Origin of the sequence: Geobacillus sp. LYN3 (genome assembly GCF_003064505.1) — a bacterium.
GTDB classification, from domain to species: domain Bacteria; phylum Bacillota; class Bacilli; order Bacillales; family Anoxybacillaceae; genus Parageobacillus_B; species Parageobacillus_B toebii.
In genome coordinates, this window is record NZ_QCWL01000001.1 from 2,634,430 (window position 1) to 2,651,447 (window position 17,018).

The window sequence follows — 17,018 nt, forward strand, 5'->3', positions numbered from 1 at the left end:
TAGGTGGGGGATGAATCGGCATTTTTTGTTTTTTAGTAATCGTAATAGTTGAAAAACGTTCTTCTTCTGTCATAAAATATAAATAAATATACCGAACTTATGTTCTGTTAGAGGTGAAGAAAAGATGAAAAAAGCTTATTTTTCGAGAAGATTGTATAAATCCGAAATGGATATTCTTCATGTGACGGAAACATCTTATGCATTAGAGTTATTCCATCAAGCGAAACGTTTCGCCTTTCAAACACTGATCCGGGAAAAGCGATGGGGACGAAAATTAAATGAAGAAAGCCTGCATATCGTTGTGAAGAAAAAATACGGACTGAATGACTATTTTGCCAACAGTGCCGTCCGAGAAGCAAATGCTCTTTTCTCCTCTCTAATGGAATTAAATAAAATACATGTTCAACAGACAGAAGAAAAAATAAAAGATGTGAAGAAAAAACTGAAAACAGAACGAACCAAACTTACGAAATTACGCAAAATCAAAGAAAGTTGTATCAAAGGAAACTTACGTTTTCCAAAAAACACAAACTTTGTTTTGCATAAAAGCGGAATCATTTCTTTAGGATTAAAAGACCGTTCTTTCATTTGGATGAACACATATCTTTTTGAACATTGCTATCTCGATGTAGAAATCAAACGAACCAAAGCCAAAATTGGCCGTTTAACCCATCGTTTGTATCGATTAGAACAAAAGAAAACGAAATTAAAAGAGTATATCCCAAGTGTCGTGTTCGGAGGCAAAAAGTTGTTTAAACAGCAATTTACGAAAGAAGAATTTATAAAGGACCACGAATCTTGGAGAAAACTCTTTTTAGCTGCGCGAAATAAAGAAATGATCATCTCCGGCCGGAAAGATGCCGGTTCTGGAAACTTTGTATTCCATTATAATCGAGAAACCAATGAACTACATATGACCTCTGTAACAGGAAAGGTAATCACTTTTCCTGAAGTGGTGTTTCCATACGGGCAAGAGATCGTAAATAAAGCGGTGACAGATCAAATCCAATGTAAAAACAAAAAAGAGTATGGTAAACCGATTTCTTGGTCGATCGAAGATCACGGGGAATACTATATTATCAAATGTTTGGTGGATGTAGAATCGAATCCATATATTCATTTTTCTACCTCTGACGGAGTGATCGGAGTAGATTGCAATTACAATCACATTGCTTGGACAAATGTTTCGAAAGACGGAAACTTTTTGGAAAGTGGAAAATTAACGTTTTCGATAGAAGGGAAAACTTCGGGCCAGATTACAAAAATCATGGAAGCAGAAGCCATTGCTTTAGTGGATATTGCGGTTCGAAAGAAAAAACCTATTGTTTTGGAAAAGTTGGATACCACCTTATCCAAAACAGGGAATCGATACGGCAACAAAAAAGCAAATCGAATGAAGAGTATGTTCGCGTATCGAAAAATGATACAAGCGATCAAAAGCCGTGCCGACAAAATGGGAGTTGCTGTTATAGAAGTGAATCCGGCTTTTACTTCTGTCTCTGGGAAACTGAAATATATGCGCAAATTCGGTATCTCTATCCACCAAGCAGCTGCATTTACGATTGGCCGTCGAGGATTAGGATATAAAGAAAAAACTCCAAAGGTGCTGAAAAAATATATCCCGAAAAATACTTCGCATCATTGGAAGCATTGGTCTATTTTAGATAAAAAGTTTTCTGTTCGGACACATACGCTGTATCATCTTTTCAATGTGAACCAACCACACCAAGGAATAGATGTATTTCACCCATCGTTGTTAGAAGAAGAAAAACGTCAATTAATAAAAGCTTTATCGTAATAAACTATTAGAATATCATTATTTCTTGAAGTTTTAGAACAGAAGAACGCATTGTACCAGTCTCTTACTCTCGTCACCGGAGCAGATGGCGATTCTAGGAGCTGGGTGCATTGCAATGCGTTCTTTGGATGCCATACGAATGGAAGATGGTGTACCTTCTATATGTGCTTTCATAGGCATATAGCTGGTCGTCCCGAAAGGATACTTCGGACATCTTGTATGGCTACTCCTCTCGTTGAACGGAGGGGGGTCTTGGAACCTTTGAGCAACTATGGCCAGAGGAAACAAGAATCCCCCACTTCCACCGGCATTAGCCGGTAAGTGGGGGTAGTTCAATGTTGAATATGGTTGAAAATATCGTACATCGGCACGATAATCGAGGTGACAATCGTCCCGACGACTCCTGCTAAAAGCACGATCATGATTGGTTCGATCAGCGACTTTAGCCGTTCGACGCCGGCGTCCACTTCCGCTTCGTAAAAGTCGGCGACTTTGGAAAGCATCGCATCGAGTGATCCCGTTTCTTCGCCGATCGTAATCATTTGCGTCACAAGCGGCGGAAACGCCCAATGCTTTTTCATCGGTTCGGCAAGCGATTGGCCCCGTTCAAGCGAATCGCGCGCCTGCCTCATTACTTTGGCAATGACTTCATTTTCGACGACGTTTTCTACGATCGACAATGCTTGCAAAATCGGAACAGAGCTGGAAAACAACGAACTTAACGTCCGCGTCATGCGCGCTAATGCCGCCTTTTGCACGAGCTTTCCGAAAATAGGGATGCGCATTGCGGCATAGTCAAGGTAATATTTTGTTTTCTTTTGTTTTTTCATGAATAAAAACAAAACATATATCGCTATGAACACAATGACAACGAGCCACCAATACGTTTGCATCACTTCGCTTGCGCGCAACACGAACTTGGTGATCGTCGGCAGTTCGGCATGAAAGTCAGCAAACATCTCGACAAATGTCGGGACGACGGAAACAAGCAAAAAAATGACGACCGCAACGGCAATAATGGCTACCGCTATTGGATAGGCAAGCGCTGAGACTATTTTTTGTTTTGTGCGGTGGATCTTTTCAAAGTGATCGGCAAGCCGCTCTAACGTTTCATCCATATTTCCGCCCGCTTCTCCCGCTTTTACCATGTTCACAAATATCGACGGAAATATACGCGGATGCTTCGCCGCGGCAGCAGATAGCGGATTTCCGGCGCGGAGCGATTCTTCCACTTCCATCAGCGCTTTTTTCAGCGCCTTGCTTTCGGTTTGTTCCGCTAAAATGCGGGTGGAGTCAACAATCGAGACCCCCGCCTTTATCAATGTCGCGAACTGCCGCAAAAAAATGACAAAATCTTGGAGCTTCACCGCTTTTCCAAATGTTATTTCTTTGGTGAGTAACGTTTGCGGCACTTCGGCAATTTCGATGACTTTAATTCCTTTTTGCCGCAATTTCATGACCGCGTCCCGCTTGGACTCGCTGACAATCGTTCCTGTTTGCTTTCGCCCCTTTATATTCCGGCCTTCATATTTAAACTGAGGCATACGAATCGCCACGCTCCTGTGCAAGATAAGGTTCAGCCGCATCGCGAAGGATCAGCCCGGCTTGCATTAACTCTTTAATACTCATCGCCAGCGTATGCATGCCAAGGGAGCGGCTTGTTTGCATAACGTTAATGATTTGATGGACTTTTTCGTTGCGAATTAAATTGGCGACTGCCGTGTTATTAATTAAAATTTCCGTGGCAGCGACCCGTCCTGTTTTTTGCGGTGTTGGAAAAAGACGCTGAGAAATAATCGCGACAAGAACGGACGCGAGCTGAATGCGAATTTGCGATTGTTGGGCGAGCGGAAACACGTCAATAATCCGATCGATTGTCGCCGGCGCGCTCGATGTATGTAATGTGCCAAGAACGAGATGCCCCGTTTCCGCCGCCGTAATGGCGGTATGAATCGTTTCCAAATCGCGCATTTCCCCGACTAAAATAACATCGGGATCTTGACGAAGCGCCGCGCGCAAACCGTTGGCAAAATTGTTCGTGTCAAAGCCGACTTCACGCTGGTCAATAATGCAGCTTCCGTGCTTGTGCAAATATTCGATAGGATCCTCAAGCGTAATAATATGTTTCCGCATCGTTTTGTTCATATAGTCGATCATCGCCGCAAGCGTCGTTGATTTTCCGCTTCCCGTCGGACCTGTTACTAACACAAGCCCGTGCGGTTTTTGCGCGATCTGTTTTAATATTTCAGGAAGACGCAGTTCATCAATTGTTGGAATTTTTGTCGGTATAATGCGGATGGCGAGCGACACACATGACCGCTGTTTATACGTATTGATGCGGAAGCGGGAAACGCCTGGAATCCCGTACGAAAAATCCAATTCTCCTTTTTCTTGAAATTGCGGCCATAGGCTAGACGGAATGATCGCTTTTGCCATTTCTTCCGTATCTTCCGGCCGCAAAATGTCTTGGCCATACCTTTTTAATTCGCCATTGATGCGAAAAATCGGCGGCACCCCGACCGTTAAATGAACATCAGAAGCTTTTAGTTCAAACGCGGCACGTAAAAGAGCGTCCAATCTTTGCTTCATTTTTTCTCACCTTTAACTTAAAATCGCCACTTTCAATACTTCTTCTAGCGTCGTTAGCCCTTGTTTTACTTTTAATAATCCGTCATCAATCAAAAAAATCATTCGGTTTTTAATGGCAAGCTCGCGCAATTTCGAAAATGGCTCTTTATTTAAAATCACGCGGCGCATCTCATCGGTCATCACAAGCAGTTCATGAATGGCGATTCGTCCTTTATAACCTGTCATATTGCATGTTGGGCAGCCGCGGCCGCGAACGAGCTTATCGATTTTCATGCCGCGGCTGGCAAAAATTTCGATTTCCCTCTTTGTCGGCTCCTGCTCTTCTTGACAATCGCGGCAGACGCGGCGAACGAGCCGCTGAGAAACAACGCCGGCTAAAGAGGCGGCCACAAGAAACGGCTCAATTCCCATATCAATCAAGCGCGTGATCGTGCTTAGCGCGTCGTTTGTATGAAGAGTACTTAACACCAAATGACCAGTTAATGACGCGCGAATCGCAACTTCTGCCGTTTCACGGTCGCGAATTTCTCCGACCATAATAATGTTTGGATCTTGTCGCAAAATGGAGCGCAATCCTTGCGCAAACGTCAATCCGACATTTGGATTGACTTGAATTTGATTGACGCCTTCAATTTCATATTCGACCGGGTCTTCGATCGTAATAATATTGACTTCTTCGCTGTTTAAATGGTTTAGCGCCGCATATAGCGTCGATGATTTCCCCGCCCCAGTCGGTCCAGTGATCAGCACAATTCCGGTTGGTCTCTCAATCAGTTCAATAAACCGCTGTAAATTCAATTGATTAAATCCGAGCTTATGAATATCATTTAATGCCGCCCCTAAATCAAGGACGCGCATCACAATTTTTTCACCGTAAACCGTCGGCAATGTGGAAACGCGCAAATCCACCGGATGAAAATCGATATTCATCTTAATTCTTCCATCTTGCGGAATGCGATGTTCGGTAATATCCATATTCGCTAAAATTTTAATTCTAGCTGTCAGCATGCTTTGCATATGTTTTGGAAGCGCGCGGTCTGTCCGCAACATACCGTCGATGCGATAACGGACAAGCACTTTCGTTTCCTGTGGATCAATATGAATATCGCTTGCCCGCTGTTCAACGGCGAGCTGCAAAATTTGGTTAACAAGCCGGACAATCGGAGAATCCTCTTCGGTTATTCGTTCCTCTTCGACCGTTTCCGTTGCGGGAGCCATTTGCAAAAAATCTTCTACCGATTCATCCATGTCGTAATACTTATTAATGGCGCGCAAAATATCATCTTTCGAGGCAATCGCCGTTTCAATATGGAACCCTGTCGAAAGGCGCAAATCATCAATGACAAAAAAGTCCATCGGGTCCGCCATTGCCACAAACAAGCGTTCTCCCTCAATTTTTAAAGGCATCACCATATGCCGCTTGGCAAATTCTTTTGAAATGAGATTTGTCACCTTTGGATCGATCGGATAGCGATATAAACTGACATGCGGGATGCCTAACTGAAATTCAAGCACTTCAATTAATTGCTGTTCCGTAATATACCCACGTTGTAAGAGCGCATCGCCCAGCTTTTGACCGGGAGCTTTTTCTTTTAACGCTTCCTCCAGCTGTTCCTCCGTAATGAGCCCCGCTTCCACTAATAAATCTCCTAAACGTTTCCGCTCTTGTTTTTTCTTCATCGTTCATCCCTGCTTTTCATTATCATCATTGTTCTGTTTGCCGTCCGCATCATTTGTTGTGGAAGGCGCTTTTTCTTTTTCCGGCTGCTTTTCTTCAGATTGCCCGTTGTTTCCCTCTTTGCTTTTATTCGTTTGTTCATCGTTTTTCTGATTATTGTCTGCTTGCTTTTCATCAACCGCCGACGGTTCGGACGTGGATGCATCCGGCTGGGTGTCTCCTAGTTCCAAACCGCGAAGTTCAATGTTGTACGATGGCGGATAAAAGTCTTCGGCAATCGTTTCCACATGTACAAGATGGTTTTCATCATACGTTTCCCTTTTCACTTTGACAAGCATTCCTCTTTTTCCACTTTGCTTTAATTGACGTTCCCCTGGACGAAGGAGAGGGCTATATTGAACAACCGTCCTCGGTTTGAAATATTCGATATCTCCAACTTTCACCACATACTTATAGACAAATGGCAGTCCGAAAAGCGTGACATGCAAACGGTTTTTTTCTACCCGGAACTTTAGCGTATAAGCAGTGGTATTCGGATTATAAAACTGCAAATCACGATTGCCGCCGTCTACTTTTGCTTCATAGCCAATCGTTATTCCATCAGGAAGTTCGCGGCTTGTATGCCGCTCCAATACCGTAAAATTCGTCGGCAAAATCGTTTGATAAATCGCTGATGCAATCATGCTCATCTCTTCGGAAGAAAGCGACCCGCTCGTCTCCTTGACATATGCCGCAAGCGAAAAAATGCTTTTTCCTTTAATTTCAATGGTCGGATTGGCAGAAATCCATTCAAGCAATGGCGCTGGCCTTTTCCCCAATTTCAGTGTCGCCGCGCTCACTTGCTGTTCCGTTTCATCGGAACGGGAAACATATGCCGCAAGATCAAGCGGCTGGGACGGTATCTGTAAACTGGCTGCGATATTCGTTACATCATTTTGTAATTTTTCGAGATTAATAGAAGAAGCGAGCGGCGGGGGAAGCAGTGTTTTTATTGTTTTAGAAAATTCTTGCACATCGAATTGGACAAGAAGCTGGGACGGCCGCCCTGACACTATTTGCCTTGCGCTTTGTTCGATTTGGAACGTAAACAGGGATGTAGGAATCTCTCCTTTTTTTTCTTGATACACAACGGGAATCGTCGCATCTGCCTTCCATTCATTCACTTTTTTCGCGATTTCCGCCAGCGCTTCTTGTTTGGATTTATTCGCAACAGAAATAGGCCCAACCATCGTTCCTGCGGGCAGGCGGTCTGTCTCTCCCAAAAACGTTTCGTAGGCTAAAACGCCAATTTGCGAAAAGCTGATCAAATAAATCGTACAAACCGCTATGACGAAAAACAACTTTACCGCAGCAATCTGTCTCACCGCCTACCTTCCCCCTTTTGCTTATGCCTCTACGTTCATTGATATATCAACGATCACGCTTGGTCCTTCTTCCTGTGCTTTTTGAATATGTTCTTCTGTCAAAATGGTACCAGCTTCAATGAATTTATTCCCGTTTTTATCAAAAATATCTTTTGTCACACGTTTGCCCTTCAAAAGCTCCACTTGCTTTTCGCGCAGCGCTTGAAGCGCTTCTCTGTTTTCCGCTTCTTCCACCATCGTTTCGATATTGGCATGCCAATCATGCACATCATGGGCCAATTCAGTCGATGTTTGTTCATTTCGCGAAACATTTTCCGCCATTTCCTCGTCTTTTTGATCTTTTGCAGAAACGAGCAAATGTGCCTCATCAAGCAAAGAAGATGGCGCATTGTCATGGACAACTAAAATATCTTTTCCATATGTTAATATAAATTCCGATGATAACACTGCCTGACGGTCACCGACGTGCAATTCAATGCCAATAATTTCTCCCGTTTCTTCATCGACAAAAAATTCGGTTACCTCACCTAGCAGCTGTCCTTTTCTCGTCATCGCTTTCGTGTTTTTGATGCGAATTTGTTTATTGACAAGCTGATTGGCAATCGGAATTTCCGATAAATCAATAATATCGTGAGAGCTTTCCACCGTTACGGCAAATTCGCCGATACCGACCACTTTTTTAAACGGGATCGCTTTTAAGCTTAACTGAACATCTTCTCGTTCAACCGTGAGAAAATCAACGGATCCTTTCTCTGGATTAATGACTAACGTTTTTACGGTTCCTATTTGCGTGCCATCAGAAATACTAATAATTGGAAGGCTGATGATTTGTGCACTATTTTTCATATTTTCACCACACCTGTTCTTTATAATTTCTGTAATGTATGTGTAAGAAATTGAATTTCCTCTTGTATGATTGGATAGGAGCGAAATTTTTCTTTCAGCTCGGCAAGCAACGATGCAAGTTTACCGTATTGTTTCTCTAATAAATAATGTTCCATTAACAAACACGCAAACACGTAATAGTCATAATCGGGTAACGGGGTTTGCAAACATTGAATAATACGTTGTTCATATTCTAATGGATCTATATGCTTGCGGTTTAACTGAAGCTCAGTAACTATGGTTTGCAAAATTTCGGACTGAACCGGCCTAGTAGCAGTGAGACTTTCTGATAGACTAACATCGTTTTCCTTGGTAGAAACGGCTTGCTCTTTAGCGCCCAAATCACTCTCATTCTCTTGTGGCCGTTCATTGTCATTCCATCCCGCTATTTGCGCCTCTTGTGCTTTTCCATCTAATTTTTCCTGCAGCATCTTTTCGTTTTCCAAAGAGAATGATTGTTTTGCCTGTGAAGAAATAGCTTCCTTTGATTCCGTTTTCTCGGAAAGAATATCGTCCCATTCGAAACTATCCGGTTCTATTTCTGCCGCCTGTTCATTCTCTTCCATTGCTGAAGGCTGCGTCAGCATGCTCCAATCTTCTGGTGAAATATGTAATCGATTCTCTTCGCCATCGCGCGCTGCCATCACTTGTGTGCCATCGGACACAACAACCAAATTTTCTTCCATTTCTGGCGTTATGGTAGGAGGCAACTCATCAAACGGCATATCCGTATTTCGTTCGATATTTATTTCCATTTCCAACGGCCATTCATTGAAATTGTCCGTCTCATTTATATTGTCATTTTCCACTGTCTCCCATGGGAGATCACTTTCGGACATATCCTCGTCCTGCTTTTCATCTGTGGCCACAGTAGGCGGCAGCTCGCTTATTTCCACCATTTCGCTTTGTTCAGGGTTCTTTTCATTTTCCCATGGAAATTCCTGTTTTGCCGTTGTTTCGATTTGTTCGATTTGCTCTATATCGGCAGCGATCTCCAATGGAAGCTCATCGACCGTAATGATTTCATCTTGCTCTACTTCCGTGCTTTTTTGTGAAACATTTTGCGGCACTATTTCTTCATTGACTCGCACTGCTTCTTCATCATTCAACACGTCCGTATTTTCGCTAAGTTCATCTTGGTCTTCGAATTCATCCTCGTCCATTTTGTTTGCTGCATAAAAAACATGTGCAAATTGGCGATGAAGCAAATATGTCACCGCAGCCATAAGCAACCCTAATAATAGAGCAAGCTTCCACATCGGAAAGAAGGACTTTGCTACTAAGGCAAGAAGTGAAAGCAACAAAGCAATGATGAGTGCTACGATTTTCCCACTCCAACTTAATCCAACAGGAAGAATAAGTAAAATCGGAATGGCAAGGATAAAAGCAATGATGGTAAATATAACGTGCTTCAATGTTTCACCCCGTTTCCCCGCACCATTATACAAGACAATTTTCCTAAAATTCGGCTCTAACTTATTGTATAATAAAGTTAAATATTTGGAAAGAAGGGCATGACCAATGGAGGAAAAGAATTTTTTAGCACGCCTCTCTTCAAAAGGCTTCACCTTATTGGAAGTGCTAGCATCCATCACCATTTTGTCCATCGTCGCAATAGGAATGTTTTCCTTTTTTACGAACGCCATGCAATATACGACATACAATCAAGACAAAACGGTCGCCATCAACATTGCCCGCGGCGTATTGGCGTATATGGAGCGTCTTGATTTTACAGCATTAAAACAATACGTTGACAACGAAATACATAATACGGACAAACCGTTTGCCCAAATGGATGCTTCCCATTGCAATTTGCCGCTGTTTGGCGACAAACAAGTTTGTGAGGCGATTCTTCGGCCGACCATCAATAACGTTACGTATGATGAAACACGCATCCATGTGTTCCTCATTCCTTATAATGACAGTGAAGTGTGGGACAAATTGCAAAAATCTCCTCCGGAAGAATTTCCGGCATCTTTAAAAAAACAAATTAGCGAAGAGAGGATAAAAAATCCAGATCCAAAATTACAAGACTATTTGCTGAAAATTTATGTGATTGTCCGCTGGGGAGATCAAGTCGATGATTCGGAATGGCTAGAAGGTGTGATTGCTGATGAAACGATACGTTAATAACGCGAAAGGATTATCGCTTGTGGAACTGTTGGCGGCAATTACAATCTCTTCGCTTATACTCGCTTCCATCTATGGAGTGTTCTTCAGCGGACTTAACGCGTACAAACGAATCCATATCGAAAATCAACTGCGCAGCGAAGCCGATTATATTGTCGCCACCATTATGAATAAACTTTACGCGTTTGCGCCGGACGGGATCGAGATGGATCAAGGCGAAACGACAAATGCACAAATCATATTTGTAAACGATAAACGAAAAGATATCGATCCTTATCTCGGCTTTGTTGAAGAAAAACCAGAACCAACTCCTGAAACGCTTACCGTTGCCTTGCAGGATGGCTCGATTGCCATCGATGGCGAACGGCTGCATTCGGATCGTTTAAAAATTGTTACAGAAGAATCCGGGTTTTCCTGCACCTGCGCCAAACAAGAAGAAAAGATTTGCCGCAGCGGCGTCGTTACCATTAAGCTTGCCGTCCAAGACCGCTACCATGATTCAGGAGATTTGCTGCATGTCAAACCGTTTACATTAAAGACGGAATTCGGCTTTTAAAGGAGAGAGGCAAATGAACGAAAAAGGATATAGTTTAGTAGTCACGCTTCTGATTATCACTATTTTTTTCATTCTTGGCTTAACTATTTTATCTGTTGCGATTTACCAAGCGCGATTTACGGAAGTGCGCGTGGAAGATGTGGAATCGTTTCATGAAGCGACAAAAGCGATCGAAGAAACGATTGCGGAAATGAAGGTGAAGGTTGAAAATCTTCAATTATCCACTCCTGCACTGCTTGATGCGGATTTAGGCAACGTCCAATCAGGATTTATTCAGCAATTAATGGAACGATATGGGGTATCGATTCAAGATATTACAGAAAATAAAGAAATTGATCGCAACAAGCTATTTACGCGCGTTTATGTGATTTCTAAAGCCGCAGGAAAACGGACGGTATCGCGCCAAGTTATTGTCGCTAGCACGCCCAGCTTTTTAAAATATGCCCTTGGTTCGCAAGAAAATGTTGTTTTAAACGGCGGGGCATATATTGAGGGAAATATTTACGCCGGAAAAAACGCTTATATGACAAATGTCGCCAATTACATCGACTTCGATAATAACGAATACATGGAACCAACGTCATTCCCAACAAGCAAAAATAGTGTATTGTTTGTCAATGAAAGTTATAATTCTTGTAATCATGAAAAAGCCCCTTGTTATGAGTTTGTTGGCGAACGTTTTTTAATGAGTAAAGAAAATTATTCTGACGAGCGTCAACCCCAAGATCTTTCCATTCAAAAAGAACGCGAGGAATTTATTGATGTGAATTTCGAATGGACCGTAAAAGATAAGTTGTTAAACGCGGCGGGAATAGGAACATTTGACCAAAAGCAGAATTATAATGATTATATCCAAAAAAGCATCAACGAACTTTTCGATAAACTGAAACTGGAAGGTAGATTTGACAATGTTGACTTTGAGAGCGTTTCGGAACTGCAAAAAAAAATCGATTCAACCGATCAATCAATTATTCTTCGACCTAAAGACTCTTCGGAAATTTCCCTTGACGGCGGAGTGCTTGATTTACAAAAAAAATGGCTGATTATCGATGGCGATCTAGTTTTAAAGGTCAACAAACCGATAACAATAAAAGAGGGAAATATTATTGTATTCGGCGATTTGAAAATTTTCGGCATCGGCAAAGATAAAAAGAATAAAAATATAGATCTAGATTCAACGGTTTACGTCTTTGGACAGCGTGATCTAAACGTCCCTGGACGCACATGGATTTACAACGCTAATATTAACATTACCGATGATAAAGATGATAAAGATGATGATAAAGTAGTCGTGCTTCTTTCGAGAGGGCCGTTGGAAATCGCGCGAATCAACGAGTTTGAAAACAACTTTTCTCAAACGCCGAACTTAAAAGGATACTTTTATACTGAAAGCAACGCGACTGTCTATGCTGTCGGTTCATACATCAACATTGAAGGCGGCTTGTTTGCGCGCGGCGACACGTCAAGCACAGCACCGGACTTTGACGTCTCCGGGCTTGTCATCAACGCCTATCGCGGACAAGTCGATCGGCCAAATCGTCTTTCCTTCACCCAGTCAAACGATATTGAACAGTCCCGCTTTGTCATCCGCCATGATAAATCGGTATTTATCAATCGCGGGGAAGGATTGCCGTTTGTAGACAAGCTGTCTCTTGTCGTTGACAAATTAATCGTAAAGTAATAAAGAAAGCAAAAAAGAAAGGATGCCTAAAGCGAATGTTTAGGCATCCTTTTTATTTTACCATCTATTCTTTCCGCTTTCTCCATCGCTTCCTGAAGACGATTTCTCTTGGACAATCACCGTGATTGAATCTTTAATTTCCTGTCCATCCCTTGTTTTCGCTTTGGCAATCGCGGTAATCGTTGAATATCCAACATCTTTGGCTACGATATACCATTTTCCTTGCTGCGGGCGCACTTCGACATATTCCGGAGCGGATGATTGTACAGAGTCAAGGCGTTTATCTGTCGCATTGCTTGGAATAAAGGTTAATTGCGATTCGATGTCAAGCTCTTGGCCTACCGTCATATATAAAACTTCCTGTTGGAAACGAATCGCTTCTAATGGAACAAATGGATCGATCACCGTAATCGTCGCCGTCGCCGAAACGTTGCTTCCATCCATTGCCCGTACCGTAATCTTAACTGTTCCCGGATTTTTGGCAGTAACTTTTCCGTCCTCCACTTCCGCGACATCCGGATTGCTGGAAATCCACTCCAATGTTTGGTTTGTCGCGTCGCTTGGCTCGATCGTTACCGGAATCGTCTGCGTTTCGCCGATTTCCATCGTTTGTTTATAGTTTCCTAATGTTAATTGGCGAATGAGCTTAATATACGTAAGCGATACAGTGGTAATGCCGTCTCCTTTTGTCAATCCTCCTGTCGCCTTAATGGATATGGTCGACGTTCCATCCCAAGTGATCGGAATTTCATATGGTGAATCGAGCGGCTTCCAAGCGCTATCTTGCTTTGGATTTTCAACTTTATATTCATACGTGACTCCTTCTCCTGCGACGCGCCCTGTTACTTTAACGGTTACCGGCTTGGTAACAGTCGCGCCGCTTGCGATTGGCTGGCCGTCTTCAGCTATAATTGTTACGCGCGGTTTTAAATATAGCGCTACCGTCTTATCATTATTGTATGTGACGAGAAGAACGTCGTCTTCCTTGAATTGCAGCGCCTTCACTGGAAGCATCAGCAATCCGTAATCGTTCGGATGTTTCGTCTCTCCAAGCTTGGCTGACGCTTGCCATTTCGTAATAAGGCCGCGCCCATCTCCTTCGTAATACATATCAGTTGATTCATGCAAGCGGACTTTCATTCCAATCCGTTGGGAAGGTGCCTTTAATGACGATGTCCGCGCGCCATATTTGCTATCTTGGAACGAAACGACAGCTGGCGGAAGCTGCACGTTTTCCATCGCCCAGTTTGCTTGAAGCGTTATTTCGCCGGTAATCTCGTTGTTATTAAGTTGCTTATAGTCGATGACCGTATTTGGAAACGCAATCTCAGCGTACTGGACGCCGTTTTCCGTGCGCACAGTCACGTTTGGCGACGGAACAACCGTAATCCCGTCTGGAAGCGGCTGAATCAATTTAATGTTGCTGATGTTTCCGGACGCGTTTCCAACATAGCCAACGGCAGTTAGCGAATAACGTGCCTTGAATCGGTTCGAATCACCATCCGCATTGCCGAATTTCACTAAGTCGCCTACGTCCCTTGTGATTCCTTCAAGCGTCACCGTTCCGTCAAACGATGGCGGCACCTCGTCTTTGACAACGACCTTAACTGATTTCGTAATCGGTGCCTGTTCTACTCCATATACATCACGATACGCCAATTCCGCAGTAAACGTATACTCCCCTTTTGCTTTAAAACGCACCGGAATTGAAACGGTAAACGGCGGTGGTGCCGGCTGCCCTACTTTATATGGAATCGAAAGCGTGATATAGGCGTTTTCTTTCTTATCATCGAGCCAAACTTGATCCGTCTCAACAATTTCCACCTTTCCGCCAAACGAGGTTAGCGGAATTTTTATCGTTCCGCTTAACACCGGATCATTAGCGAGCTTTGAAAACTGCTGGAAAATTTCCGTTAAGTTTTGCGGCGTCCCTTTCTTCGCCTGCCCGCCTGTTATCGCGGACAGCCTTTCCAAATAATTCATATCTACATCTTGATTATCGCCAAAGCCGATGGAATAGAGCGTTATATTGTTTATTCCAAGCGCTCTGGCCACATCCGTTCCGTGAGTACGGACTTTTTCTTCGAAATCTTTATAAATTTTAGAGCCATAATATGACTCTGTTTCCCTCCCGCTTGGATAATAAACCGTTCGATCTACGCTCCTTCCATCAGAGTACAGCACATATTCAACATATAAATCTTCCGTGACTTGTCTACACGTTTTCCGACTCTTTCCTTCACAGACTGTATACGTAATCGGTTCCTTTGCCACCGACACTGTCGGCATTCCATCTGTTAAAAAAATGATATATTTTTTCCGGGCCGGGTCGTTAAAAAACGATTGGGCTTGCCGGAGGGCCTGCGTATAGTTTGTTCCGCCATTTGCCCGAAGACTATTGGCTACAGTTGCAATCCAATTCAAATGCTGCTTGACATCATAGGTTCCGGAAGGAAATGGCACGACCTTATTGTATTGAACGTCGTCGGAAAACGGAACGAGAGCAAATCGGTCATTCGGGTTGGCGTTCGCTTTGAAATAATCGACGGCGGATTGAAGCGCATATTTTGCGCTTTGAAGCTTCAAAGGCGTCATCGATCCTGACACGTCAAACACAAACACGACATCGATCGGCGGGCGAATGATGTTATCCACCCTTCCTTGAGGAGTCAACGTTATGTCCAATCTCCCTTGGGCATCGGCATTAGGCGGCTTGGCGTATTCGGTTTGCGAAGAAGTGATGGTAAAATTCAACGCAGCGGTGCTAGAGCCATTATCCGCCCCAAACGCTACAGCAGGAACGCTTCCAAAGGCGACACATAAAAGCAGTGCCATCAACAACCATAAAAATTTTTTCTTCTCCGCCACACTCCTCTCCCCCTATCCCTTACCAAAGTCCTATTACTTTTATTATAGCAAGACTTTTCGCTGGAAACATATAAAAATTTTGTCATAACAATAACTTTCTTACCTCTGCGATAAAGTAAAGCGAGCCGGTGATAAGGAAAAGGTCATCGCTCCGCTTCTGTTTCCGTTTTTCTTTGAGCCAGCGCTCCCAGTCCGTGATGCACGCTTTATCCGGATGGTCGCATAGCGCTGCAAGCTGTTCGGCAGACGCGGCGCGCGGAAAATCGAACGACGTAAACGTTATCGTTTTCGCGATTCCGGCAAGCGGCGGAATCATTTGCTCAAGCGGTTTGTCTGCCAACGCGGCAAATAATACATGAACATCTTTGTTAGGATAGTGCAAACGCACTGTATCGACGAGGCTGCGGATGCCTTCCGCGTTGTGGGCGCCGTCGATAATGATCAGCGGCTTATTGCTTATCCGTTCAAACCGCCCGATCCATTTCGCCTTTTCCAGTCCTTCATAAATATGTTCTTTTTCAATCAAAAACGAATAGCACATCCGCAAATAGTCGGCCGCCATCACGGCTACGGCCGCGTTTTGCACTTGATGCGCCCCGAACATCGTTATGTTTAAATCCGGATATTGCGAAAACACCGTCTCTATTGAAAAACGTTCGCCATCTTCATTTGCCTCATGCTGAACAATCGAAAAGTCTTCTCCCAGCCGGTATGTTTTCGCTTTCAATGATTTCGCTTTGCCGGCAATCACCGCCCATGCTTCCGGCTGATTAACTGCGGTAATGACCGGAACGCCCGATTTGATGATTCCTGCTTTTTCCAAAGCGATTTTCTCCAGCGTCTCTCCTAAAATGTTCATATGGTCATAGCCAATATTGGTGATAATGGAAAGAATCGGGTAAATCACGTTCGTCGAATCGAAGCGGCCGCCGAGTCCTGCCTCGATAATCACAACATCTTGAATGTTCTTTTTCCCAAAATAATAAAACATCATCGCCGTAATCACTTCAAATTCTGTCGGCGCGCCAAGTTCTGTTTTTTCCAATTCTTCTGCAAGCGGTTGGATTACTTGCACGAGTTCGACAATTTCTTTGTCGCGAATCGGCTTTCCATTGACGCTGATGCGTTCGTTAAATTGCTCCACATACGGGGAAGTGAACGTTCCGACGGAATAACCTGCCGCTTGTAAAATATGGCGCAAATAGCTTACCGTTGACCCTTTTCCGTTTGTTCCCGCGATATGAATCGCCCTGATGCGGCGTTCCGGATGTCCGAGCTTGTCCATCAACCATTCCATCCGTTTTAGCCCTGGTTTTATTCCTAAACGCAATCGGCCGTGAATCCACTCTAGCGCCTCTTCATATGTACGAATCATCATATTTCTCCCCCTTACTAGCATAAGGTATTGTCAAAAGTTTATCCTCCACACTCACGGTTTTCCCTTGAGTTTCAACGGTTGGAAGAAAAAA

The 17,018-nt window shown here is 43.5% G+C and carries 12 protein-coding genes; 4 read left to right on the top strand and 8 right to left on the bottom strand.

The genetic code is table 11. The features are described from left to right. Positions 1 to 124 precede the first annotated feature (124 nt). Positions 125 to 1,798, top strand: coding sequence for an IS200/IS605 family accessory protein TnpB-related protein (locus DCC82_RS13865; protein ID WP_062677138.1), 1,674 nt, complete (start codon positions 125 to 127; stop codon positions 1,796 to 1,798). 332 nt (positions 1,799 to 2,130) lie between these two features. On the opposite strand, the gene DCC82_RS13870 is transcribed toward DCC82_RS13865, so the two are convergent. Genes DCC82_RS13870 through DCC82_RS13895 form a run of 6 tightly spaced genes read right to left on the bottom strand, consistent with a single transcriptional unit; the run spans position 2,131 to position 9,729 of the window. Beyond that, positions 2,131 to 3,342, bottom strand: coding sequence for a type II secretion system F family protein (locus tag DCC82_RS13870; RefSeq protein ID WP_097354806.1), 1,212 nt, complete (start codon positions 3,340 to 3,342; stop codon positions 2,131 to 2,133). Beyond that, positions 3,329 to 4,387 carry a type IV pilus twitching motility protein PilT gene (locus DCC82_RS13875; RefSeq protein WP_097354807.1) on the bottom strand — a complete coding sequence of 353 codons (1,059 nt, stop codon included), beginning with the start codon at positions 4,385 to 4,387 and terminating at the stop codon, positions 3,329 to 3,331. Before DCC82_RS13875 ends, DCC82_RS13870 begins: the two co-directional genes overlap by 14 nt. A gap of 12 nt (positions 4,388 to 4,399) precedes the next feature. Further along, the gene (locus tag DCC82_RS13880) at positions 4,400 to 6,067 is read right to left on the bottom strand and encodes a GspE/PulE family protein (protein ID WP_097354808.1); all 1,668 of its coding nucleotides are present in this window, start codon (positions 6,065 to 6,067) and stop codon (positions 4,400 to 4,402) included. A gap of 3 nt (positions 6,068 to 6,070) precedes the next feature. Then, entirely contained in the window at positions 6,071 to 7,429 is a 1,359-nt protein-coding gene (locus tag DCC82_RS13885; protein WP_097354809.1) for a VanW family protein, read from the bottom strand. A 21-nt stretch (positions 7,430 to 7,450) separates the two neighbouring features. Then, positions 7,451 to 8,275, bottom strand: a complete 825-nt coding sequence (locus tag DCC82_RS13890; RefSeq protein WP_108430400.1) for a PRC-barrel domain-containing protein — start codon at positions 8,273 to 8,275, stop codon at positions 7,451 to 7,453. Positions 8,276 to 8,295: 20 nt separating this feature from the next. Next, positions 8,296 to 9,729, bottom strand: a complete 1,434-nt coding sequence (locus tag DCC82_RS13895; RefSeq protein WP_097354964.1) for a hypothetical protein — start codon at positions 9,727 to 9,729, stop codon at positions 8,296 to 8,298. Positions 9,730 to 9,835: 106 nt separating this feature from the next. Here DCC82_RS13895 and DCC82_RS13900 point away from each other — a divergent pair, with 106 nt between their 5' ends. The 3 genes from DCC82_RS13900 to DCC82_RS13910 are packed head-to-tail and all read left to right on the top strand — an operon-like array spanning position 9,836 to position 12,681. After that, positions 9,836 to 10,444 (top strand): type IV pilus modification PilV family protein, encoded by a 609-nt coding sequence (locus tag DCC82_RS13900; protein ID WP_097354811.1) that lies wholly within the window; start codon positions 9,836 to 9,838, stop codon positions 10,442 to 10,444. Continuing rightward, the gene (locus DCC82_RS13905; RefSeq protein ID WP_097354812.1) at positions 10,428 to 11,000 is read left to right on the top strand and encodes a PilW family protein; all 573 of its coding nucleotides are present in this window, start codon (positions 10,428 to 10,430) and stop codon (positions 10,998 to 11,000) included. The genes DCC82_RS13900 and DCC82_RS13905 overlap by 17 nt, the downstream gene beginning before the upstream one ends. 13 nt (positions 11,001 to 11,013) lie before the next feature. Then, a complete protein-coding gene (locus tag DCC82_RS13910) occupies positions 11,014 to 12,681 on the top strand; it encodes a hypothetical protein (protein ID WP_097354813.1) in 1,668 nt (555 codons plus the stop codon). Positions 12,682 to 12,738: 57 nt separating this feature from the next. Here the strand turns inward: DCC82_RS13910 and DCC82_RS13915 are convergent, their stop codons facing one another. After that, a complete protein-coding gene (locus tag DCC82_RS13915; RefSeq protein WP_097354814.1) occupies positions 12,739 to 15,549 on the bottom strand; it encodes a VWA domain-containing protein in 2,811 nt (936 codons plus the stop codon). A gap of 82 nt (positions 15,550 to 15,631) precedes the next feature. Beyond that, positions 15,632 to 16,924 (bottom strand): bifunctional folylpolyglutamate synthase/dihydrofolate synthase, encoded by a 1,293-nt coding sequence (locus DCC82_RS13920; RefSeq protein ID WP_097354815.1) that lies wholly within the window; start codon positions 16,922 to 16,924, stop codon positions 15,632 to 15,634. Positions 16,925 to 17,018: the final 94 nt, after the last annotated feature.